The sequence below is a fragment of the Microbacterium sp. BH-3-3-3 genome (assembly GCF_001792815.1).
Classification (GTDB): Bacteria; Actinomycetota; Actinomycetes; order Actinomycetales; family Microbacteriaceae; genus Microbacterium.
In genome coordinates this window covers 2,124,180-2,143,425 of the sequence record NZ_CP017674.1, presented here as the reverse complement: position 1 = coordinate 2,143,425, position 19,246 = coordinate 2,124,180, and the positions used below count along the sequence as shown (strand labels likewise).

19 protein-coding genes, 1 tRNA gene and 2 pseudogenes are annotated in these 19,246 nt (G+C 70.4%); 10 read left to right on the top strand and 12 right to left on the bottom strand.

Annotation, left to right across the window (positions count from 1 at the left end; genetic code table 11):
• Positions 1–72 precede the first annotated feature (72 nt).
• Complete coding sequence (locus BJP65_RS09920) at positions 73–666, top strand: hypothetical protein (protein WP_070409025.1); 594 nt, start codon at positions 73–75, stop codon at positions 664–666.
• Between the two features lie 87 nt (positions 667–753).
• On the opposite strand, the gene BJP65_RS09915 is transcribed toward BJP65_RS09920, so the two are convergent.
• From BJP65_RS09915 to BJP65_RS09895, 5 genes and pseudogenes are all read right to left on the bottom strand, one after another.
• Positions 754–1,191 carry a heat shock protein transcriptional repressor HspR gene (locus BJP65_RS09915; protein ID WP_055832709.1) on the bottom strand — a complete coding sequence of 146 codons (438 nt, stop codon included), beginning with the start codon at positions 1,189–1,191 and terminating at the stop codon, positions 754–756.
• 96 nt (positions 1,192–1,287) lie between these two features.
• Positions 1,288–2,282, bottom strand: a pseudogene (locus BJP65_RS09910) (DnaJ C-terminal domain-containing protein).
• An 11-nt stretch (positions 2,283–2,293) separates the two neighbouring features.
• Positions 2,294–2,908: a nucleotide exchange factor GrpE gene (locus BJP65_RS09905; protein WP_070409024.1), complete on the bottom strand. Its 615-nt coding sequence runs from the start codon at positions 2,906–2,908 to the stop codon at positions 2,294–2,296.
• Between the two features lie 9 nt (positions 2,909–2,917).
• Positions 2,918–4,792, bottom strand: coding sequence for a molecular chaperone DnaK (dnaK, locus tag BJP65_RS09900; protein WP_055832706.1), 1,875 nt, complete (start codon positions 4,790–4,792; stop codon positions 2,918–2,920).
• Between the two features lie 541 nt (positions 4,793–5,333).
• Positions 5,334–7,109 carry a DEAD/DEAH box helicase gene (locus BJP65_RS09895; RefSeq protein ID WP_070409023.1) on the bottom strand — a complete coding sequence of 592 codons (1,776 nt, stop codon included), beginning with the start codon at positions 7,107–7,109 and terminating at the stop codon, positions 5,334–5,336.
• Positions 7,110–7,236: 127 nt separating this feature from the next.
• Between BJP65_RS09895 and BJP65_RS09890 the strand changes: the two genes are divergently transcribed.
• Positions 7,237–8,610 carry an MFS transporter gene (locus BJP65_RS09890; RefSeq protein ID WP_055832704.1) on the top strand — a complete coding sequence of 458 codons (1,374 nt, stop codon included), beginning with the start codon at positions 7,237–7,239 and terminating at the stop codon, positions 8,608–8,610.
• Between the two features lie 246 nt (positions 8,611–8,856).
• On the opposite strand, the gene BJP65_RS09885 is transcribed toward BJP65_RS09890, so the two are convergent.
• Entirely contained in the window at positions 8,857–9,378 is a 522-nt protein-coding gene (locus BJP65_RS09885; RefSeq protein WP_070409022.1) for a MarR family winged helix-turn-helix transcriptional regulator, read from the bottom strand.
• A gap of 106 nt (positions 9,379–9,484) precedes the next feature.
• Between BJP65_RS09885 and BJP65_RS09880 the strand changes: the two genes are divergently transcribed.
• The gene (locus tag BJP65_RS09880) at positions 9,485–10,192 is read left to right on the top strand and encodes a hypothetical protein (protein ID WP_070409021.1); all 708 of its coding nucleotides are present in this window, start codon (positions 9,485–9,487) and stop codon (positions 10,190–10,192) included.
• A gap of 60 nt (positions 10,193–10,252) precedes the next feature.
• On the opposite strand, the gene dcd is transcribed toward BJP65_RS09880, so the two are convergent.
• The gene (gene dcd, locus BJP65_RS09875) at positions 10,253–10,858 is read right to left on the bottom strand and encodes a dCTP deaminase (protein ID WP_055832702.1); all 606 of its coding nucleotides are present in this window, start codon (positions 10,856–10,858) and stop codon (positions 10,253–10,255) included.
• 105 nt (positions 10,859–10,963) lie between these two features.
• Here dcd and BJP65_RS09870 point away from each other — a divergent pair.
• A tRNA-Gly gene (locus BJP65_RS09870) sits at positions 10,964–11,037 on the top strand.
• 112 nt (positions 11,038–11,149) lie between these two features.
• Here BJP65_RS09870 and BJP65_RS09865 read toward each other — a convergent pair.
• Positions 11,150–12,289 carry a zinc-binding alcohol dehydrogenase family protein gene (locus BJP65_RS09865; RefSeq protein ID WP_070409020.1) on the bottom strand — a complete coding sequence of 380 codons (1,140 nt, stop codon included), beginning with the start codon at positions 12,287–12,289 and terminating at the stop codon, positions 11,150–11,152.
• Between the two features lie 124 nt (positions 12,290–12,413).
• Here BJP65_RS09865 and BJP65_RS09860 point away from each other — a divergent pair, with 124 nt between their 5' ends.
• Complete coding sequence (locus tag BJP65_RS09860) at positions 12,414–12,929, top strand: TetR/AcrR family transcriptional regulator (protein ID WP_181015915.1); 516 nt, start codon at positions 12,414–12,416, stop codon at positions 12,927–12,929.
• A 228-nt stretch (positions 12,930–13,157) separates the two neighbouring features.
• Here the strand turns inward: BJP65_RS09860 and BJP65_RS09855 are convergent, their stop codons facing one another.
• A complete protein-coding gene (locus BJP65_RS09855) occupies positions 13,158–13,487 on the bottom strand; it encodes a hypothetical protein (RefSeq protein WP_235560490.1) in 330 nt (109 codons plus the stop codon).
• 162 nt (positions 13,488–13,649) lie between these two features.
• On the opposite strand from BJP65_RS09855, the gene BJP65_RS09850 reads away from it, so the two are divergent.
• Both BJP65_RS09850 and BJP65_RS09845 read left to right on the top strand, forming a co-directional pair.
• The gene (locus BJP65_RS09850) at positions 13,650–14,267 is read left to right on the top strand and encodes a YdeI family protein (RefSeq protein ID WP_070409018.1); all 618 of its coding nucleotides are present in this window, start codon (positions 13,650–13,652) and stop codon (positions 14,265–14,267) included.
• Positions 14,268–14,349: 82 nt separating this feature from the next.
• Entirely contained in the window at positions 14,350–15,048 is a 699-nt protein-coding gene (locus tag BJP65_RS09845) for an SGNH/GDSL hydrolase family protein (RefSeq protein WP_070409017.1), read from the top strand.
• A gap of 64 nt (positions 15,049–15,112) precedes the next feature.
• Here BJP65_RS09845 and BJP65_RS09840 read toward each other — a convergent pair whose 3' ends face one another.
• The 3 genes from BJP65_RS09840 to BJP65_RS09830 form a co-directional block, all read right to left on the bottom strand.
• Positions 15,113–15,550, bottom strand: coding sequence for a BLUF domain-containing protein (locus tag BJP65_RS09840; RefSeq protein ID WP_070409016.1), 438 nt, complete (start codon positions 15,548–15,550; stop codon positions 15,113–15,115).
• Positions 15,550–15,834: a hypothetical protein gene (locus tag BJP65_RS09835; RefSeq protein ID WP_055832616.1), complete on the bottom strand. Its 285-nt coding sequence runs from the start codon at positions 15,832–15,834 to the stop codon at positions 15,550–15,552. Before BJP65_RS09835 ends, BJP65_RS09840 begins: the two co-directional genes overlap by 1 nt.
• 162 nt (positions 15,835–15,996) lie before the next feature.
• Positions 15,997–16,386, bottom strand: a complete 390-nt coding sequence (locus tag BJP65_RS09830; protein ID WP_055832614.1) for an ester cyclase — start codon at positions 16,384–16,386, stop codon at positions 15,997–15,999.
• A 158-nt stretch (positions 16,387–16,544) separates the two neighbouring features.
• Between BJP65_RS09830 and BJP65_RS09825 the strand changes: the two genes are divergently transcribed.
• The 3 genes and pseudogenes from BJP65_RS09825 to BJP65_RS09815 all read left to right on the top strand — a co-directional run bounded on the left by BJP65_RS09825 (position 16,545) and on the right by BJP65_RS09815 (position 19,141).
• Positions 16,545–17,117, top strand: coding sequence for a hypothetical protein (locus BJP65_RS09825; RefSeq protein ID WP_156459328.1), 573 nt, complete (start codon positions 16,545–16,547; stop codon positions 17,115–17,117).
• 190 nt (positions 17,118–17,307) lie between these two features.
• A pseudogene (locus BJP65_RS09820) lies at positions 17,308–18,014 on the top strand (ThuA domain-containing protein).
• Positions 17,987–19,141 (top strand): Gfo/Idh/MocA family protein, encoded by a 1,155-nt coding sequence (locus BJP65_RS09815; protein ID WP_070409015.1) that lies wholly within the window; start codon positions 17,987–17,989, stop codon positions 19,139–19,141. The pseudogene BJP65_RS09820 and the gene BJP65_RS09815 overlap by 28 nt, the downstream one beginning before the upstream one ends.
• Positions 19,142–19,246 lie beyond the last annotated feature (105 nt).

The following is a 19,246-nucleotide window of genomic DNA, read 5'->3' as shown; positions in this document are numbered from 1 at the left end:
ACCAACCTCCGACACCGGGGAACCTTTTCTGCAACTCAGCGCCCGTTCGGTCGCGGCTCGTAGGGTGGAGCCATGTCTCGACTGCAGGCCGACGCCGCCGCCGACCTCTGGGTGCCCGTGACCGGTTCGCTGGGCCTGCGCGGCCGACGACACCGCAAGGCCGCCATCGGCATGCTGCTCGGGCAGGCCGCCCGCACGACCGGCACCGTCCCCCGCCCCGGCGGCGGCGCCTTCGCCTGGATGCTGAGTCAAGCCGCTCCGCTACTCATGCGTCGCGCCGGTGGCCGCGTTCTGGTGTGGGTGTGGAAGAGCGCGCCCGAGCTGCTCGTCGTGATGGCACAGCTGCAAGAGGCCACCGCGCAGCTGCGCACCGCGCGCGCGATGATGCCGATGGAGTACGACGACACCGAGTCGTTCCGCAATCCGCACCTCGGCGTCGGCGAGAAGCTCGCGATGCCGCTGCCGACCGATCCGACGACTCCCCCGTTCGCGACCTACACGTGGGACACGGGCTCGCACTTCGTCACGGTGACGGCGGTGTGCGCCGACCGCGAGCGGTTCGGCACCGTCATCGGCGCGGTCGACGACATCGCGCGCACGCTCCGCGTCGTCGACGACCTCTCGGTCGGAGAGACGCCGACGGTGCTGCGGATCGATCCGGCCTGAGCCGCTGCGCCGCTCCGGCCGAGCCGTCGGGGCACCGTGCGCACAGACCCTTCGACGCGCTCAGGACCTCGGTGCAGCGACGGGATGTCAGTCGTCGTGGATGTCGCGCGGGCGCCAGAGCACGATGTCGGTCGCGCGACGCACGCGCGAGCCGTGGCGGAGCGTCACGACCGAGCCGGTCGCGCCGGCGGCGAAGACGCGCGCACCGGGGCGGGACTGCCGCTCGATCGTGAGCTGCCGCTCGAGGTCGTTCACGCGGCGGGCGAGATCGTGCACGCGCTCCTCGAGGGCGAGGAGGCGCGCGATCGCGGGAAGGCTCATGCCCTCCCCCGACAGGCGGGCGACCTCGCGCAACTGCTGCACGTGGCGGCTCGAGTAGCGACGCGACCCGCCCTGGGTGCGCGCGGGCACGACGAGGCCGAGCCGGTCGTACTGCCGCAGCGTCTGCGGGTGCATGTTCGACAGCTCGGCGGCGGCGGCGATGGCGAAGATCGGGGCGTCTTCGTCGATCTCTCTCTCGGACACGTCTTCACCTCTTTCGTCGTGCCGGCTGCGGGTGCCGGGTTCTCGGCATCCTGACGTATCGAATGCCGAGAACCGCGACGACGCGCGTGGGATGCGTCAGCGCGCCTTGGCCATCAGGTCGGCGCGCGGGTTCTCTTTCGGTTCGAGCTCGTGGAAACGCTCGAGGGCTTCACGGGCCGCGTCGTCGAGGTGCGTGGGAACCGCGACCTGAACCTCGGCGAGCAGGTCGCCGACGCCCTTGGTCGACTCGATACCGCGCCCCTTGACGCGCAGCACCCGTCCCGACGGGGTACCGGGGGCGACGCGCAGTCGCACCGGCTCCCCCCGAGTGTCGGGACCTCAATCGTGGCGCCCAGAGCCGCCTCGGTGAAGGTGACCGGCACCGTGACCCGCAGGTGGAGGCCGTCGCGCGTGAACACCGGGTGCGGACGCACCGCGACGGTCACGACGATGTCGCCGCTCTCGCCGCCGTCGGGCGACTTGCGTCCGCGGCCGCGCAGGCGGATCTTCTGCCCGTCCGACACCCCGGCCGGGATCTTCACCTTGAACGGCACGTTGTCTTCGCCCTGCAGGGTGATCGTCTCGCCCTTGGCCGCCGTGACGAAGTCGATCGTCGTGCGCGCCGTGACGTCGGATCCGCGCTGCGGTCCGCCGTAACCGCGGTATCCGCCCGAGGTCTGACCGAACCGGCCGGAACCGAAACCGGCGCCGCCCTGCTGATCGAACATCGAGAAGAAGTCGTCGAAGCCCCCGGGAGGAGCCCCGGTGCCGCCACTGCGCGGTTGACCGAACCGGCTGAAGACGTCGTCGAAACCGCCCCCGCCGCCGGTACCCGGTGCCGAGAAGCGCGCCCCCGAGCCCATGGCCCGGATCTGGTCGTACTCCTCGCGCTGCTCGGGATCGTTGAGGACCGAGTAGGCCTCGCTGATCTCTTTGAACTTGGCCTCGGCCTTCGCGTCACCCGGGTTCGAGTCGGGGTGGTACTGGCGCGCGAGCTTGCGGTAGGTCTTCTTCAGATCGGCCGCGCTGACGCTCTTGTCGACGCCGAGGACCTTGTAGAAGTCCTTGTCGAACCAGTCCTGACTCGCCATGTGTCCTCCTCCTAGGCCGGCACGGCGACGACGACCTTGGCCGGTCGCAGCTCGATCGAGCCGAGGCGGTAACCCACCTCGACGACCTCGAGGATCGTCGTCTCGGTCACGCCGGGGGTGGGCGCCTGGAAGATGGCCTCGTGCTGCTGCGGGTCGAAGACGTCGCCGACGGCGCCGTACGACACCACGCCGAGGCGCTCGGCCACGGCCCGCACCTTGTCGCCGATGGCGGCGAAGGGCGTGCCCTCGACGAGGTCGCCGTGCTTGACCGCGCGGTCGAGGTCGTCCATGACGGGCAGCAGGCCCTTCACGGCTTCGCCCTTGGCCCGCTCGATCTCGCGCTCGCGCTGGTCTTCGGTGCGCCGACGGTAGTTGGCGTACTCGGCCTGCAGTCGCTTGAGGTCGATCAGCAGCGAGGCCTCCTTGTCGGAGGAAGCCCCCTCTGCCGCGGCCTCGGGCGTCTGCTCGGCGCCGAGGATGTCGTCGATGGTCAGGCCCTCGGCATCCGCGTCGGTCGTCTCGGACTGCTCGCCCGACGGCGCGGGGCCGGAGGTGTTCTCCTCCGGCCCCGTCTCGTCAGGACCGGCGCCCGAGCCCGTGGGCTGTTCGTCGTCCTTGTGTGCCATGGTCTCTGCTTACTTCTTCGTCTCGTCGGTCGGCTCGTCGTCGACGACCTCGGCGTCGATGACGTCTTCCTCGGGGTTCGGCGTCTCACCGTTGCCGGGCTGGCCGACGTTCGGGTCGGCGGGCTCGCCCGCGGCCTGCGACGAGGCGTAGATGGCCTCGCCGAGCTTGCCCTGGCTGGCGTTCAGCTTGTCGAACGCGGTCTTGACCGCGTCGTCGTCATCGCCGGCGAGTGCCGTCTTGAGCGCGTCGACATCGCCCTGGACCTCGGTCTTGACCTCGGCGGGGAGCTTGTCTTCGTTCTCTTTGATCAGCTTCTCGATCGAGTACGACAGGGTCTCGGCCTGGTTGCGGGTCTCGGCGGACTCGCGGCGCTTCTTGTCGTCGGCCGCGTTCTCTTCGGCCTCGCGCACCATGCGCTCGATGTCTTCCTTGGGCAGCGACGAGCCACCCGTGATCGTCATCGACTGCTCCTTGCCGGTGCCCTTGTCCTTCGCCGAGACGTGGACGATGCCGTTCGCGTCGATGTCGAAGGTGACCTCCACCTGCGGGATGCCACGGGGAGCCGGGGCGATGCCGGTGAGCTCGAACGTGCCGAGCGGCTTGTTGTCGCGGGTGAACTCGCGCTCGCCCTGGAAGACCTGGATCGCGACCGACGGCTGGTTGTCGTCGGCGGTGGTGAAGGTCTCGCTGCGCTTGGTCGGGATGGCCGTGTTGCGCTCGATGAGCTTGGTCATGATGCCGCCCTTGGTCTCGATACCGAGGCTCAGGGGGGTGACGTCGATGAGCAGCACGTCCTTGCGCTCACCCTTGAGGACACCGGCCTGCAGGGCTGCGCCCACGGCCACGACCTCGTCGGGGTTGACGCCCTTGTTGGCGTCCTTGCCGGTCTCCTTCTTCACGAGCTCGGCGACCGCGGGCATGCGGGTCGAGCCGCCCACGAGCACCACGTGCGCGATGTCCTCCACCTTGACGCCGGCCTCGCGGATGACGTCGGAGAAGGGCTTGCGCGTGCGGTCGAGGAGGTCCTTGGTGAGGTCCTCGAACTTGGCGCGCGTGAGGGTCTCGCTGAGCGAGACGGGGCCCGAGTCGGTGAGCGACAGGTAGGGCAGGTTGATGGAGGTCGAGGTCGAGCTCGACAGCTCCTTCTTGGCCTGCTCGGCCGCTTCCTTCAGACGCTGCAGGGCGATCTTGTCGCCCGAGACGTCGACACCGGTCGTGTCCTTGAACTGCTTGATGAGGTAGTCGACGACCCGCTGGTCCCAGTCGTCGCCACCGAGGCGGTTGTCACCCGAGGTGGAGCGCACCTGGATGGTGGAGAAGTCGTCGTCCTTGCCCACTTCGAGCAGCGAGACGTCGAACGTTCCGCCACCGAGGTCGAACACGAGGATGAGCTCGTCTTCTTTGCCCTTGTCGAGGCCGTACGCGAGAGCCGCGGCGGTGGGCTCGTTGATGATGCGCAGCACGTTGAGGCCCGAGATCTCGCCGGCCTCCTTTGTGGCCTGACGCTCGGCGTCGTTGAAGTACGCGGGGACCGTGATGACCGCGTCGGTCACGGTGTCGCCCAGGTACTCCTCGGCGTCGCGCTTCAGCTTCTGCAGGATGCGGGCCGAGATCTCCTGCGGCGTCCACTTCTTGCCGTCGACGTCGAACGACCAGGTCGTGCCCATGTGGCGCTTGACGCTGGAGATGGTGCGGTCGACGTTCGTGACGGCCTGGCGCTTGGCGGTCTCACCGACGAGCACCTCGCCGTCCTTCGTGAAGGCGACGACCGAGGGGGTCGTACGGAAACCCTCGGCGTTGGCGATGACCTTGGGCTCGCCACCCTCGAGCACGCTCACGACGGAGTTGGTCGTACCGAGGTCGATTCCCACTGCACGGGGCATATGTGTCTCCTTGCTTGTGAGCCGGACGGATGCCACGACTCGGGGTGTGATGAAAGTCTCTGCGGGGGTTGAGCCCCGATGACTCAAGGTTATCGGGGCCGCGCATCGAGGTCAAGCCGAGTTGATATGAATTGGCTCAACTTCTGGATGCCGTGTGTCGCACGCCGCCGGCCATGTCCCGAAATGTGCAGCAGCGAGGGGTCTAGGCCGCACGAAGTGGGACATGCCCCGCCCCACAGCGTGCCCAGCGTCTCGCGCAGCGCAAACCGTGTCCCGAAATGTGCAGCCCCGAAGGGCCTGGGCAGCACGAAGTGGGACATGCCCCGCCCCACAGCGTGCCCAGCGTCTCGCGCAGCGCAAACCGTGTCCCGAAATGTGCAGCCCCGAAGGGCCTGGGCAGCACGAAGTGGGACATGCCCCGCCCCACAGCACGCACGCGGCGTGAGGACGACACCGGGCGGCGGCCGCGCCTGGGCCCGCTGCACGCACGACGCCCCCGCGACCCGAAGGTCAGCGGGGGCGTCGGACTTATGCCGCGGGGTCAGTCGCGATCGCGGTCGCTCTCACGGCGCTGCGGGCGGTCGCTGCGCTTGGCGGAGCGTCCGCCGCCGTCGAGGCGCAGGTCGATCAGCTGGCCCGAGATGCGGGTGTCGGCGAGGCGGCCGATCGTGTCGCTCGACAGGTCGGCGGGCAGCTCGACGAGCGAGAAGTCCTGACGGATCTGGATCGCACCGAAGTCGTTGCGACGCAGCCCACCCTCGTTCGCGAGAGCGCCGACGATCTGACGCGGCTCGACGCGCTGGCGACGACCGACCGCGATGCGGTAAGTCGAGAAGCGCCCCGAGGTGTCGCGGCGCGGACCGCTGTCGCGCGATCCACCGTCACGCGAACCCCCGTCGCGGGAAGCGCCGTCGCGCGCGGGACGCTCGCTGTCGAAGCGCTGCTGACGGAAGGCCTCGGCCTCGAGCAGCAGCGGGGTGTCTCCCTGGGCGACCACGGCGAGCGCCGCGGCCACGTCGGCCTCGGGCACGTCGTGGTGCTCGACGTAGTGGGCCACCACGTCGCGGAACGTCGCGATGGCGGCGGTGTCCTCGAGGGCGGTGGTGATCGCGTCGTCGAAACGGGTGAGGCGCGTGGCGTTGACGTCGTCGACACTCGGCAGCGACATCTCGGTCAGCGGCTGGCGCGTGGCCTTCTCGATCGCGGTGAGCATGCGGCGCTCGCGCGGGGTGACGAAGCTGATCGCGTCGCCCGTGCGGCCGGCGCGACCGGTGCGGCCGATGCGGTGCACGTACGACTCGGTGTCGATCGGCAGGTCGTAGTTGACCACGTGGCTGATGCGATCCACGTCGAGACCGCGCGCGGCGACGTCGGTGGCGACGAGGATGTCGAGCTTGCCGGACTTCAGCTGGTTGACCGTGCGCTCGCGCTGCACCTGGGCGACGTCGCCGTTGATGGCGGCGGCGGTGTACCCGCGGGCACGCAGCTTCTCGGCGACCGTCTCGGTCTCGTTCTTCGTGCGGGTGAAGACGATCATGCCCTCGAAGTTCTCGACCTCGAGGATGCGCGTGAGGGCGTCGATCTTCTGCTGGTACGACACGATCAGATACCGCTGGCTGATGTTCGTCGAGGTCGCGGTCTTGGTCTTGACCGTGATCTCTTCGGGGTTGTTCAGGTACTGGGCCGAGATGCGGCGGATCTGCGCCGGCATGGTCGCCGAGAACAGCGCGACCTGCTTCGTCTTGGGGGTGTCGGCGAGGATCGTCTCGACGTCTTCGGCGAAGCCCATCTTGAGCATCTCGTCGGCCTCGTCGAGCACGAGGTACTTCAGCTCGCTCAGGTCGAGGGTGCCCTTGTCGAGGTGGTCCATGATGCGACCCGGGGTGCCCACGACGATGTCGACGCCGCGGCGCAGCGCCGACAGCTGCTGGCCGTAGCCCTGACCGCCGTAGACGGGGAGCACCGAGACGCCCTTGATGTGGGCGGCGTACTTCTCGAACGCCTCGCACACCTGGAGCGCGAGCTCACGGGTGGGGGCGAGCACGAGGGCCTGCGGGTTCTTGTGGCCGGTCTCCATCTGCGACAGCACCGGCAGCGCGAACGCCGCGGTCTTGCCGGTACCGGTCTGCGCGAGACCGACGACGTCGCGACCCTGCAGGAGCACGGGAATGGTCGCGGCCTGGATGGCCGACGGGGTCTCATACCCGACGTCCTTGAGGGCTTTGAGCACGTTGGCATCCAGACCCAGGTCGGAGAAGGTGAGCGGGGCGGGGGTGGTCTCCGCCTCAGCGGAGTCGACGGGGTTTTCGGATGCCATGACTCCACGGTAGTCGGCTCCGCGCCGCCGTGCGGGCTCGGCGGTAGCCTGAATGAGCGCGCCAAGGGTGGCGCGGCGTCGCCTCGGGGGTACCGGGCGTTCACCGGAGGGGCCTAGCGTGACCCATATGACCCCTCCCGAGCCCGCCTCCGCCCCCGTCAGCACCCTCCGTCGGCCGGTGCTCGCCTGGGCCCTGTGGGACTGGGGATCCGCCGCCTTCAACGCGGTCGTGACCACGTTCGTGTTCAGCACCTACCTGGCGAGTTCGCTGTTCGTCGATCCCGCCGTGGTGGCTGCGGCGAACGGCAACGACGACGACCCCGCCCTCGTTCGTGCGCTCGCCGACAATGCGAGCCTGGTCGGCGTGGCGCTGATGATCGCCGGCATCGTCGTGGCGCTCGTCGCCCCCGTGCTGGGCCAGCGCTCCGACGGTACGGGGCGTCGCAAGCTCTGGCTCGGCATCAACACCGGCCTGATCGTGCTGTCGATGGCCGCGATGGTCTTCGTCGAGGGCACACCCGAGTTCCTCGTGCTCGGCGCCACCCTCATCGCGGTCGGCAACGTCTTCTTCGAGTTCGCCAGCGTCAACTACTACGCGATGCTCACGCAGGTCTCCACGCGCGAGAACATCGGCCGCGTCTCGGGCTTCGGCTGGGGCATGGGGTACGTGGGCGGCATCGTGCTGCTGCTCCTGCTGCTGGTGCTGTTCATCCAGAGCTTCGGCGCACCCGATGCCGGGGGGCTTCTCGCCGTGCCGAAGGAGGGCGGGCTGAACATCCGCCTCGCGGTCCTGGCATCCGCGGTCTGGTTCGGGGTGTTCGCCGTTCCCGTTCTGCTGCGCGTTCCCGAGATCCCGCCGCAGCAGCGCCGGGTGCGCGTCGGCTTCTTCCGCTCGTACGTGGTGCTGTGGGGCACGCTGCGCTCGCTGTGGCGCGACAGCCGGCAGGTGCTGCTCTTCCTGGTGGCCAGCGCGGTGTTCCGCGACGGCCTCGCCGGCGTGTTCACCTTCGGGGCGATCATCGCCGCGCAGGTGTTCGGCTTCAGCTCGACGGAGGTGCTCTACTTCGCGGTCGCGGCGAACGTGGTGGCCGGTATCAGCACGTTCTTCTCCGGGCGCCTCGACGACCGCTTCGGACCGAAGCGCGTGATCGTAGTCTCACTGATCGGCCTGATCGTCCTGGGCAGCGTCATCCTGTTCATCGGCACCTCGGTGCCGGCGTTCTGGGTGGCGGGCCTGGGGCTCGGCCTGTTCGTCGGACCCGTGCAGTCGGCCAGCCGGTCGTTCCTCGCCCGGGTGGCTCCGGAGGGTCGCGAGGGTGAGATCTTCGGCCTGTACGCCACGACGGGCCGGGCGGTGTCGTTCCTCGCCCCCGGTCTGTTCGCTCTGTTCGTCGGGATCACCGGCGACACCCGCCTCGGCATCGTGGGCATCGTGCTGATCCTGGCGGTCGGGCTGGTGCTGATGGTTCCGGTGAAGGCGCGGCCGGCCGTCATCCGCTGAGGCGGGCCGGGGGCGCTCCGGCCGGGGGTCCCCGCGCGGCCAGCCCCGGGCGCCGAGTGCTCGGGCCGGGGCCGCTCGCGGACCGGGCGCTCGATCCGGGCTCCTCGCGGGCCGAACTCCTGAGAAACGCACCCGCGCGCCGCGCGCACCCGCGTCGATCCGGCGCGACCTCTGCGGTCGACTCGGAGATCTCAGGAGTTTCGCACGCGTCGAGACCTCGCCTCGGCGATTCGGGACAGAGCGAGCTCAGTCGCGCGGCCAGGCGTCGGCGAACTTGCCGAGCAGGCGGGCGAACTCGACGCGCTCGTCGTCGGTGAACGACTCCAGCGCGGAGCGCACGGCATCCCGTCGTCGACCGCGAAAACCCGAGACCATCCCCTCGCCCTCGGGCGTGAGGCGCACGCGCGTGCGGCGGGCGTCGTCGGGGTCGGGCTCGCGTGCGACCAGACCCATCTGCGCCGCCTGCTGAACCAGCCGCGAGGCGCGGGGCTGGTCGACGCCCACCGCCTCGGCGATCTCGCTCACCGACAGCGATCCGGATGCCGCGATCAGAGCGTCGAGTAGGCGCAGGCGTGCGGGTCCGCCGAAGCGACCCTGTGCGGGGTCGGCCCAGGGCGGGGTGCCGCGCCCCCAGGGTCCGCCGAATCCCCCGCGTTCGCCGTGAACGTGCGGGTGATGGTGCCCCTCGGCGCCGAAGGGCGGGCGCGGGCGGCGTCCGCGCAAGCGCCCGAGGGCGGCGGCGATCTCGTCGGCGGGGTCAGTGGCCATGCGGGAATTTTACATGTCGCTTGACAAGCATCAGAGATACATGTCACAGTACATCTGTTGTCACATGACATGTATCGGCGGATGGACCGCCCCGAAAGGACACCCCATGAACACCTCCACATCACCTGATGCCCGCAGCCTCGCCCACCGCCTCACGACGGTCGGTCACGCGCTGCACCACCGCCTCTTCACGCAGCTACGCGACAGCGAGCTGCACCCCAAGACCGTGATGATCCTCAGCGCCATCGACGGACGGATCGACGCGCCCTGGGTGCACGACCGTCTCGCCCGCGGCGGCAAGCGCGTCGACGCTCTCGCCGAGCGCGGCTGGATCGAGCGCGGCGACGACGGCTGGCGACTGACCGCCGGGGGTCGCGAGCTCCTCGACCGGGTGGATGCCGACCGCGCGGCCCTGCTGGCCGACGTGCCGGCCGAGCAGCTGGAGCGCCTGACGACGGCTCTCGACGCCCTCTCGGACGCGCTGGGAGTCGACGCGACCGAGGCATCACCGGAGCGCGGCTTCCGCGGCCCGGGACGCGGCGGTTTCGGCCCCGGTTTCGGCCCCGGCCCGCGCGGGTTCGGTGCACGCTTCGGCCGGGGCTCCGGCCACGGCGATCACGAGGCCGAGCACGGCGGTCACCGCGGACACACCGCGGAACGGCCGTGCGCGGGCGACGAGCGCACCCACGGCGGCCGAGGCTTCGGCCGGGACGGCCACGGCCACCACCGTGGTCACCGGGCCGCGCAGCACGCGTTCGAGCGCGGCTTCGACGCCGGGTTCCGCCGCGGCCGCGAGTCGTCGGCATCCGAATGATCCCGCGAAACCACGAAGCGGCGAGGACTCCCGAGGGAGCCTCGCCGCTTCGTCGTCGGGTCAGCGCCCGACGGACCCGGCCTCGGTGGAGCCGACGTCGGTGCGGTGGAAGTTGAGCGCGGAGCGCGAAGCCGTCGGCCCGCGCTGACCCTGATACCGGTTGCCGTACGGGCCCGAGCCGTACGGGTTCTCGGCGGGCGAGGTCAGGCGGAAGTAGCAGACCTGCCCGATCTTCATTCCCGGCCAGAGCTTGATCGGCAGGGTGGCGACATTTGAGAGCTCGAGCGTCACGTGGCCCGAGAAGCCCGGGTCGATGAACCCCGCGGTCGAGTGCGTCAGCAGCCCCAGGCGGCCGAGAGACGACTTGCCCTCGAGGCGCGCGGCGACGTCGTCGGGAAGGCTCACCCGCTCGAACGTGGACCCGAGGGCGAACTCGCCCGGGTGCAGGATGAACGGCTCGTCGGGAGCGACCTCGATGAGACGCGTCAGCTCGGGCTGCTCCTCGGCGGGGTCGATGAAGGGGTACTTGTGGTTGTCGAACAGCCGGAAGTAGCGGTCGAGTCGCACGTCGACGCTCGAGGGCTGCACCATGGCCGGGTCGAAGGGGTCGAGCCCGAGGCGTTTCGCGTCGAGTTCGGCTCGGATGTCGCGATCGGAGAGCAGCACGGCCCCAGCCTAGGGCGAGGGTCGTTTTCGCGGGGGTCTGTGACGGACGACGGGGAGCACGACGACCGGACGCTGTTATGCTGGCCGGGCTGCCGCAAGGCGCACGGGGCTGTAGTTCAATGGCAGAACTTCTGCTTCCCAAGCAGATAGCGCGGGTTCGATTCCCGTCAGCCCCTCCATGTGTGACTCCCGGACCTGTTCCGGACTCTCCCGCGTCGCTTCAGACTGACGCTCCTCTCGCCGGGCGAGCGCTGTTCCCACACTGCGCTCCGACGCCTCCTCGTGGATCGATCACGATCCCGTCGGTGCGTGGTCGAGGGTGACGACGAGTTTCCGCGCCGATACGCCGTGGCGAAGGGTGTCGATGGCTCCCTGGATCGCCGGAAGGCCGTGCCCCGCGATGTGGGCCTCGGGGTAGAGGTGGTGGCTGCCCGAGGCGAGAGCGGCGGGGAGATACCCGCCCCAGACGGCCGGGCCCACGGGAGACGTGGCGATGGCGCTTCCCCAGATGAACGAAGCTCCGATACCGCGGGGGCGACTGCGCACCTGGAGGAGAGCCGTCCGCGTTCCGAGCTTCAGGAAGAGGCGGATGCGAGCGAGGGAGAGGCCTCGACGGCGCGGTTGATCGTAGAACGAGACGGGAGGGCTCGCCATCGCGATCTGCGTGGCACCGGTTGCGCGCGCGATCCTCAGACAGGGCTCGGCCGACCCCGTCGCCACGGCGAGGATCCCCGCCACCGCGGAGCCGCCGACCTCATCGATGATCCGATTCGCAGCGTCCGGGTCGTGGTAGTCGAAGACGGCTTCCGCCCCCAGCCGCCTCATCTGTTCGTGGTTCTTCGCCGAGGCTGTCGTGACGACCCGATAGCCGGCCGCTCGGGCGAGCTGGATCGCATTGCCTCCGACCGCTGTCGCGCCGCCCCAGATCACGACCACCTCGTCGCGAGGCGCCGCGTTTCCGAGACGGGAGTAGTCCAGTCCCAGTTGGTCCTTCTCGAACAGGCCGGCCGCCGCGGTGGATATCGCCAGAGGCAGGACGGCGGCCTCCTCGAAGGCGATGGCGGCCGGCAGGACGGCGGCCAGGCTCGCGTCGACCGCGACGTAGGCCTGGAAACCGCTCTCGGAGACGGCGTCCCGTCCTTTCTCCAGGCCCATCGCGTACGCCACGACGCGGTCTCCGACGGCGAAGTCGTCCACGCCGGCACCGGTTTCGACGACGACGCCCGCGACGTCCTCCCCCAGGACCACCGGGTAGCGCAACCACCCGTACATGACGGTGCCGTTGGACTGGATGATCGCGTCGAGCGGATTCACCGCCACCGCGCGCACCTCGAGCAACAGCTGCCCCACCCCCGGCTTCGGCATCGGCGCAGCTCGGACCGTCAGGTCTGCATAAGGAGAATCGATCCACGCCGCCGAGTTGTCGCTCATTCTTCCGCTCTCCGATTCTGATGACATTTCGTGTCATCGTGACCGATCTTACGACAGTTCGTGTCATCATGGGTCCATGCCTCGATGGTCACCGGACGCTGCCTTGCGGATGGAAGCCGCGGCGATGACCCTGTTCGCCGACCAGGGGTACGCGGGAACCACGGTTCCCCAGATTGCCGAGGCGGCGGGGCTGACCACACGGACGTTCTTCCGCCACTTCGCCGACAAACGCGATGTGCTGTTCCTCCGGGATCGCGAGTTCCCGCAGGCGGTGAGCGACTTCATGGCATCCATCCCGCAGGAACGTGACGCAGCGGCGACCGTGCGTGAAGGTCTCGCCGCCGCATGCCGAGGCATCCAGGGCTGGCGAGAACAGATCGCACGTCGACGCAGCATCATCCAGAGCGAACCGGCGCTGCACGAGCGCGATCTTCTGCGCAGTCACTACCTCGCGCGCGCCATCGAAGGATCATTGAACCAACGGGGCATCGCCCCCGGGCCTGCGCACGCCTGGGCAGCCCTCGCCGTGACCTGTTTCGACCTCGCGGTGGACCGATGGCTGCAAGGCTCCGCCGATCTCCCGCTCGAGGATGCGCTGACGACGGTGTGGACCGACATGCGGGAATGGTTCACCGCGTGACAGGGCGTACATCTCGAAACGCCAGCGGAGCACGTGGGCATCCGGCATCCGATGACCATGAGGCAACCCGGCGTCCGGGCGGCGCCCGCGAAACGGCGGAGCCGCCCGGACTGTCCGGGGCTCACACGCCGGGACGGTAAACCGGCCGCCGTCGGCGTGGATGCCTCACGCTACGTCGGCGCGCGGCGGCGAGGGTGGGCTTGACGAGCTCCCCCCTCGGGTGCGGGCTCAGGCGCGCGTGAACCCCTCGAGGTCGGGGTCCCAGAAAGCGTCGGGATTGGTGTCGTCGCTCGTCTGCTCGTGGGCGACAGCGGTCGACTGGGGGTAGCGCCGGTGCTGACGGAGCTGCTCGGCGGCCCAGCCGAAGTCGGGCTCCTCGCGCTCCCACGCCGCCGGCGCGCTCAGCACATCGTTGCCCACGCCGATGACGAGCTCCGCCTGTTCGGTCTCGCCGTCGTCGGTGACGATCGGGATGCTCACCGCTTCGGCCTGCCCGTCGGCGGCGATCGACGCGGTCAGCTGCACCAGCGCCTCGGCAACGTCGTCGGTCGTGGTCACGGTCTCGCCCGCATAGGTCACACATCGCATGCACCCATGACACCGGATGCCGAAGGCCGCCGGGGGCCGCTTGCCTCGCACGTGCCCGCTCCGATAGGGGGGCGCCGTGTCGGAGGTGCGCGTTATCGTGCTCGTGCGGCCCGCGCGAAGGAGGCACTCCACATGACCGACCCCCTCGAACTCACCGTCGTCGACGCCGACGCCTGGCGGGCCTGGCTCGACGAAAACGAGAGCACGAACGACGGCGTGTGGCTGGTGCTCGCCAAGAAGGGCACCACCGCCCCGACCTCGCTCACATACGCGCAGGCCCTCGACGAAGCCCTGTGCAGCGGTTGGATCGACGGGCGGAAGCAGTCGCGCGACGCGGCCACGTTCCGCCAGCACTTCACCCCGCGCCGCGCGCGGTCGATGTGGTCGACGCGCAACGTCGGAATCGTCGACCGCCTCGCCGACGAGGGGCGAATGCGCGAACGCGGTGCCGCCGAGATCCGGCGCGCACAGGCCGATGGCCGCTGGGAGCGCGCCTACGCGGGGTCCGCGGCGATCGAGGTCCCCGCCGATCTTCAGGCGGCACTGGATGCCGAGCCCGCGGCCGCGCGTCGCTTCGCGGCGTTGAACAAGTCGGAGCGATACTCCGTGCTGCACCCCGTCGTCACGGCGACGTCCGAGACCGCGCGCGCGGCGCGCATCGCCCGCCACGTCGCGCGGCTCGCGGCACCGGCCGCCGACCACCCCGAGACCCCCGAGACCCCCGAAAGCGGGTCCACGCTCGGCGCGTGACGCGACGGCAGGCGCCCGGCGCGATCCGGCACGGTTCACCCTGGACGGCCCCGCCCCTCGCATCCGCGCCGACAATGAGAGCATGCGCGCGCGACGACTGCTCAGCCTCGTGGTGGTGGCATCCGCGATCCTGGCAGGCACGGCCTGCTCGGCGCAGACCTCCCCCGCCCCCGTCCCCGCTCCGACGGGCGACGGACCTGTCGTGTCGTTCTACGGCGACTCGTACACGCGCGGGACCGGGGCGAGCTCGTCCGACCACCGGTGGTCGACCATCGTCTCGGTCGAGCGCGGGTGGCAGGAGATCAACCGCAGCGAGAACGGCCTCGGCTTCGTCAACCGCCGAGCCACGATGGGGGCGGGTCTCGACGACATTCCCGCCCTCGTCATCGACGACCAGCCCGACATCGTGTTCGTCACGATGGGCCTGAACGACAACTTCAGTTACGACCGCGCGGCCGACCAGATCCGCGCGACGATCGACGACGACCTGCAGCGCCTGCACGACGGTCTGCCGCAAGCGCGCATCGTCGTCGTGGAGCCGTTCTGGTACACCGCGGAACGCCCCGCCTCGGTCGACGTGATCGCCGGGTGGGTCGAGGACGCGGCCGAGAGGATCGGCGCCGACCACATCGAGGGAGCGAGCCACTGGCTCGATGAGCACTACGCCGACGACGCCGACAGCTGGATGGCGTCGGACGGCTTGCACCCGAACGACACCGGATACGCCGTCATGGCCGAGAAGATGGATGCCGCGCTCCGCGCCCTCGACCCGCCGCTGTGACCGGTAAGGCGATCACCCGCCCGCCCTGCTGAACGACTCGACCGCCGTCGCGGCGGTGACGGGATCAGCGGTCGCCCGCCGTGCGGGCCCGGAACCAGACCGTCAACTCGCGCACCGCCCGCGAGCTGATCTCGTCGTCGGCGGACTCGAGGTCGTCGAAGGTGTCGCGGAACCCCTCGGGGGGCGGCGTCGACGGCACACCGATGGGCTCGTAGCCCATCGTCCACTCGTCGAAGCGGCGGTCGTCGAGGTTCTCTCGGAGCAGGATGCGGATGTCGTGGTGCCGCGCGTCCTCACGGATCTTCGCGATCAGGGCGTCCACCGCGTCTTGCGGCCCCTCCAGCACCTGGAAGAAGCGCCCGCGGCGATGCAGCAACATGCCCGTGAGGTCGTGCTCGTGATTGGAGCGCCGACTCTGCGCGAGCAGCGCGGCCAAACGCTCGTCGTCGAAGGGGTTGGTCTCGGTGCTGACGTACGAGACGGAGACGAGGGGAGCCGCCATCAGCGCACCCCGCCTTGGCCGAGCCCGCGCGGGGCCGGCACGCGAACCTGCTGCAGGGTGATCTCGGCGTCCTGCGGGGGCTGCCCGTTGGTGACGGCCGCCATTGCGGCGGTCAGCGCGTCGAAGCGTCCGACGACGCGGGAGCGACCGTCGAAGGCGAGGAAGCCCCCGTCGGCCTGACGATCGATGTACCCGAGGAAGGCGCCGTTGCGGCTGCCGACGTGGAACCCGTCTTCGACACGAGCCCACACGACGCCCGCGCCGGGGCGTTCAGTCGCGTGCATGGGACACCGCTCCTTCTGCCCGTTGAATGACCGGGCATGAGCGAAGCTACCCGGCACCTCCGACACCGCTGCGCCCTTGACAGGCGAACCGGGACCCGTCCGCCGCCGGCGCGGCATCCGGACCCGTCGCCGCGCCCCACCCGGCGATGGCAGTGGGCGTCGTCAGCCCAGGAGCGCGCGCACCTGGGCAGCGTCGTCGGTTCCGGATGCCTCGACGACACGCCCCCGCTCGATCCGGTACATCGCGAACGCGGCGATGCTGGCGCGCCGACGCGTGGGCGCGAGGTGCCCGTACGGGCCGGTGTGCGTCCCGCCCCCGCGCAGGTGCACGGCGAGGCGATCGTCTTCGACGAGCAGCTGGATGCGCTTCCACTGCCAGTCGGGGAAGCCCCGCAGCAGGTCGGCGTAGTCGGCGATCCACGCGTCGGCGCCCGCGGGGAGGTGCGCACGACGGACTCCGGGGTCGAGGAAGCCCCGCACGTCGTCGAGATCGTGGCGGTTGAGGGCGTCGAGGAAGTCGGCGAACCACTCTCGCGTCTCCCAGGATTCCACCCGTCCATTATCGGCGGGGTGGGGCGGGCGGGGATCGGCGGGCCGGGTTCGAGGCGGGGCGCGGGGAGGGGTTCGGCACCTCGCGGGCGGAGCGCGGGGCGTACTGCCCTGCGGGGGAGGACGCCAGGACCGCGGCGGCGCGGCTCTAGGCTCGCCTCATGGATGACGCACATCGCACGCGGGCGGGTCGCGAGGGCGACGCGCGACCGGGCGGTTCGCGGGCCGGCGGTTCGCGAACTAGCGCGCGCTGGCGCGACGTCCTGCGGGCGGCGGCGCGAGCCTGCGCGATGTTCCTGCTGGCCATGCTGGTCGTCATCGTGATCGACACGAGCGTGCAGGCCATCCAGCAGGCCCCGTCGCTCGGCGTCAGCCCGGTGCACGCGTTCACCACCCTGGCCATCACCCTGACCGCGGTCGTGGGACTCGTCGGGGGCGCACTGACCGTCGCCGTCGCGGCCGTGGCGGTCGGGCCGGCATGGCTCGTCGCGAGCGCCCTGCGCCGGGTGGGTTCGACGGGCGTGCAGCTCACGGTCTGGACCGTCTTCGGCGCCCTCACCGGACTGCTCGTCGTGGGGCTCTCCGCACTCGTGACCGACGACGGCCCGCCCACGCTCCCGGAGACAGTGGTCGTCGTGATCGTCGCCGCAGCCTCGGTCGACTACGGCTGGTGGCGCGTCTCCCGATCGAGGCGCCGCCCCCTGGACGACGAGGGCGTCGAACGCGCGGAGTGAGGGGTACGGGCTCGCCCGTGCGGACGACCGCCGGAGGATTCCGGGGTCGGAGGCACGATGGCGGAGCAGGCAGCGTGGGCCGACGTGTCCGGTTCGCGCAGATCACGCGAGCGATGTCGGGGGTCGACGGTAGCGTGACCGTCGATGCCGTCGTCGGGTCGATGGCATCCGGATGCCGAAGGGGGCGACGATGACGTCACGCACAGCTCTGATCGTGCGCGGGGGTGGGAGGGCCACCATCCCGTCGAGGCGACCGACCTGTTCGTGCCGTTCTTGCGCGACAACGACTTCGACGTGCGCATCGAGGACGGACCGGGCGTCTACGCCGACGACGACCTGATGCGGGGCGTCGACCTCGTCGTGCAGTCCATGACGATGAGCGAGGCCGATCGCGAGAGCATCCAGGGCCTGCGGCGCGCGGTGGCCGCCGGAACCGGACTCGCCGGATGGCACGGCGGCATCGTCGACTCGTACCGCCACGACGCGGACTACCTGCAGTTGGTGGGCGGCCAGTTCGCCGCCCACCCGTCCAAGGATCCGGGCGATCGCATCGGAGACGGGACCGACGTGTTCCTCGACCACCGCATCGAGCTCACCGACCTCGGCCGCACGCACCAGATCATGAGCGGGATCGTCGACTTCTCGCTCACGACGGAGCAGTACTGGGTGCTGCACGACGATCTGAACGACGTACTCGCCACCACCACCCACCCGGTTCGCGTCGACGAGCCGTGGCACCGACCGATCGTCTCTCCCGCCGTGTGGACGCGGGCCTGGGGCGAGGGACGGGTGTTCGTCGCGACCCCCGGCCATGACCCCTCGGTGCTGGCCGACGACAACGTGCGCACCATCATCGAGAGGGGGCTGCTGTGGGCGAGCCGACGAGCATCGGTCTGATCGGCCTCGGGGTCATCAGCGAGCAGTACCTCGACACGCTGCGCGAACACCCCGCCGTGCGCATCGCCGCGGTCGCCGATCTGCGGGCGGAACGCGCCGCCGAGGTGGCGGCGTCGCTCGACCACGCGCGGGCGCTGAGCGTCGACGCGCTGCTCGCCGCCGACGACATCGACGTGGTCGTGAACCTCACGATCCCGGCCGCGCACGCCGACATCGCCCGCGCGGCGATCGCCGCCGGCAAACGCGTGTTCGGAGAGAAGCCTCTCGCGACGACCCTCGACGACGCGAAACAGATCGTGGCGGATGCCGAAGCGGCCGGCGTCGAGATCGGCAGCGCACCCGACACGGTGCTCGGAACCGGGATCCAGACGGCGCGCGCAGCGGTCGAGAGCGGCCTGATCGGCACGCCCACCGCCGCCACGGCGACGTGGGTGTCGGCGGGCCATGAGCACTGGCATCCGAATCCCGACTTCTATTACCGCGAGGGCGGCGGGCCGCTGTTCGACATGGGGCCGTACTACCTGACCTCGCTGGTGCACCTGCTGGGGCCCGTCGTCTCCGTCACCGGCGACGTCTCGCGCAGACGCAGCGAACGCGTCATCGGATCGGGGCCCCGCGCGGGCGAGAGCATCGCGGTCGAGGTCGACACGCACGTCACCGGAACGCTCCGGCACGCCTCCGGCGCGCTGTCGACGGTGACCTTCAGCTTCGACGCGGCCGGGTCCACGGCGAGCCCGATCGAAGTGCACGGTGAGGCCGGTTCGCTGGCGGTGCCGGATCCGAACAACTTCGACGGGGTCGTACGGCACCTGGCGCCGGGCGCCCGCGACTGGGTCGAGCTGCCGCCGACCGCCGGGTACGTTGCCGCGGGGCGCGGGATCGGCGTGATCGACATGGTGCGCGGAGGCGCCAAGCCCGACGGCGCGGCGGGCGGTGGCGCGTCCTCGCCCGGGCGCGCGAGTGGGGCGATGGCGCTGCACGTGACCGAGATCATGACGGCGCTGCCGCTGTCTGCGCGGGAGGGCCGACGCATCGTGCTCGAGACCACGGCTCTGGTGCCACCGCTCGTTCCGTTGACGCCGGTGGAGGTGTGGCGGGGCTTCCCTGCGCGTGGCGCGGCCGGGTAGCGAAGGCGCCCGCGGAACCCGTGGGCCTTCGCGAATCGCGCGGCGTGCGCGCGACATCTCTTCGCGCCGAGTGATGCCCCGCCACTCCTCCCCATCGGCCGAGTC

What these genes read in the sequence shown, in the direction of transcription:
- BJP65_RS09865 (WP_070409020.1), bottom strand. Translation starts at nt 12,289, where the DNA reads ATGAGCGACAACTCGGCGGCGTGGATCGATTCTCCTTATGCAGACCTG.
- dnaK (WP_055832706.1), bottom strand. Translation starts at nt 4,792, where the DNA reads ATGCCCCGTGCAGTGGGAATCGACCTCGGTACGACCAACTCCGTCGTG.
- BJP65_RS09835 (WP_055832616.1), bottom strand. Translation starts at nt 15,834, where the DNA reads ATGCACGCGACTGAACGCCCCGGCGCGGGCGTCGTGTGGGCTCGTGTC.
- BJP65_RS09825 (WP_156459328.1), top strand. Translation starts at nt 16,545, where the DNA reads ATGGATGACGCACATCGCACGCGGGCGGGTCGCGAGGGCGACGCGCGA.
- BJP65_RS09845 (WP_070409017.1), top strand. Translation starts at nt 14,350, where the DNA reads ATGCGCGCGCGACGACTGCTCAGCCTCGTGGTGGTGGCATCCGCGATC.
- BJP65_RS09885 (WP_070409022.1), bottom strand. Translation starts at nt 9,378, where the DNA reads ATGGCCACTGACCCCGCCGACGAGATCGCCGCCGCCCTCGGGCGCTTG.
- BJP65_RS09890 (WP_055832704.1), top strand. Translation starts at nt 7,237, where the DNA reads ATGACCCCTCCCGAGCCCGCCTCCGCCCCCGTCAGCACCCTCCGTCGG.
- BJP65_RS09880 (WP_070409021.1), top strand. Translation starts at nt 9,485, where the DNA reads ATGAACACCTCCACATCACCTGATGCCCGCAGCCTCGCCCACCGCCTC.
- BJP65_RS09850 (WP_070409018.1), top strand. Translation starts at nt 13,650, where the DNA reads ATGACCGACCCCCTCGAACTCACCGTCGTCGACGCCGACGCCTGGCGG.
- BJP65_RS09905 (WP_070409024.1), bottom strand. Translation starts at nt 2,908, where the DNA reads ATGGCACACAAGGACGACGAACAGCCCACGGGCTCGGGCGCCGGTCCT.
- BJP65_RS09920 (WP_070409025.1), top strand. Translation starts at nt 73, where the DNA reads ATGTCTCGACTGCAGGCCGACGCCGCCGCCGACCTCTGGGTGCCCGTG.
- BJP65_RS09895 (WP_070409023.1), bottom strand. Translation starts at nt 7,109, where the DNA reads ATGGCATCCGAAAACCCCGTCGACTCCGCTGAGGCGGAGACCACCCCC.
- BJP65_RS09860 (WP_181015915.1), top strand. Translation starts at nt 12,414, where the DNA reads ATGACCCTGTTCGCCGACCAGGGGTACGCGGGAACCACGGTTCCCCAG.
- BJP65_RS09840 (WP_070409016.1), bottom strand. Translation starts at nt 15,550, where the DNA reads ATGGCGGCTCCCCTCGTCTCCGTCTCGTACGTCAGCACCGAGACCAAC.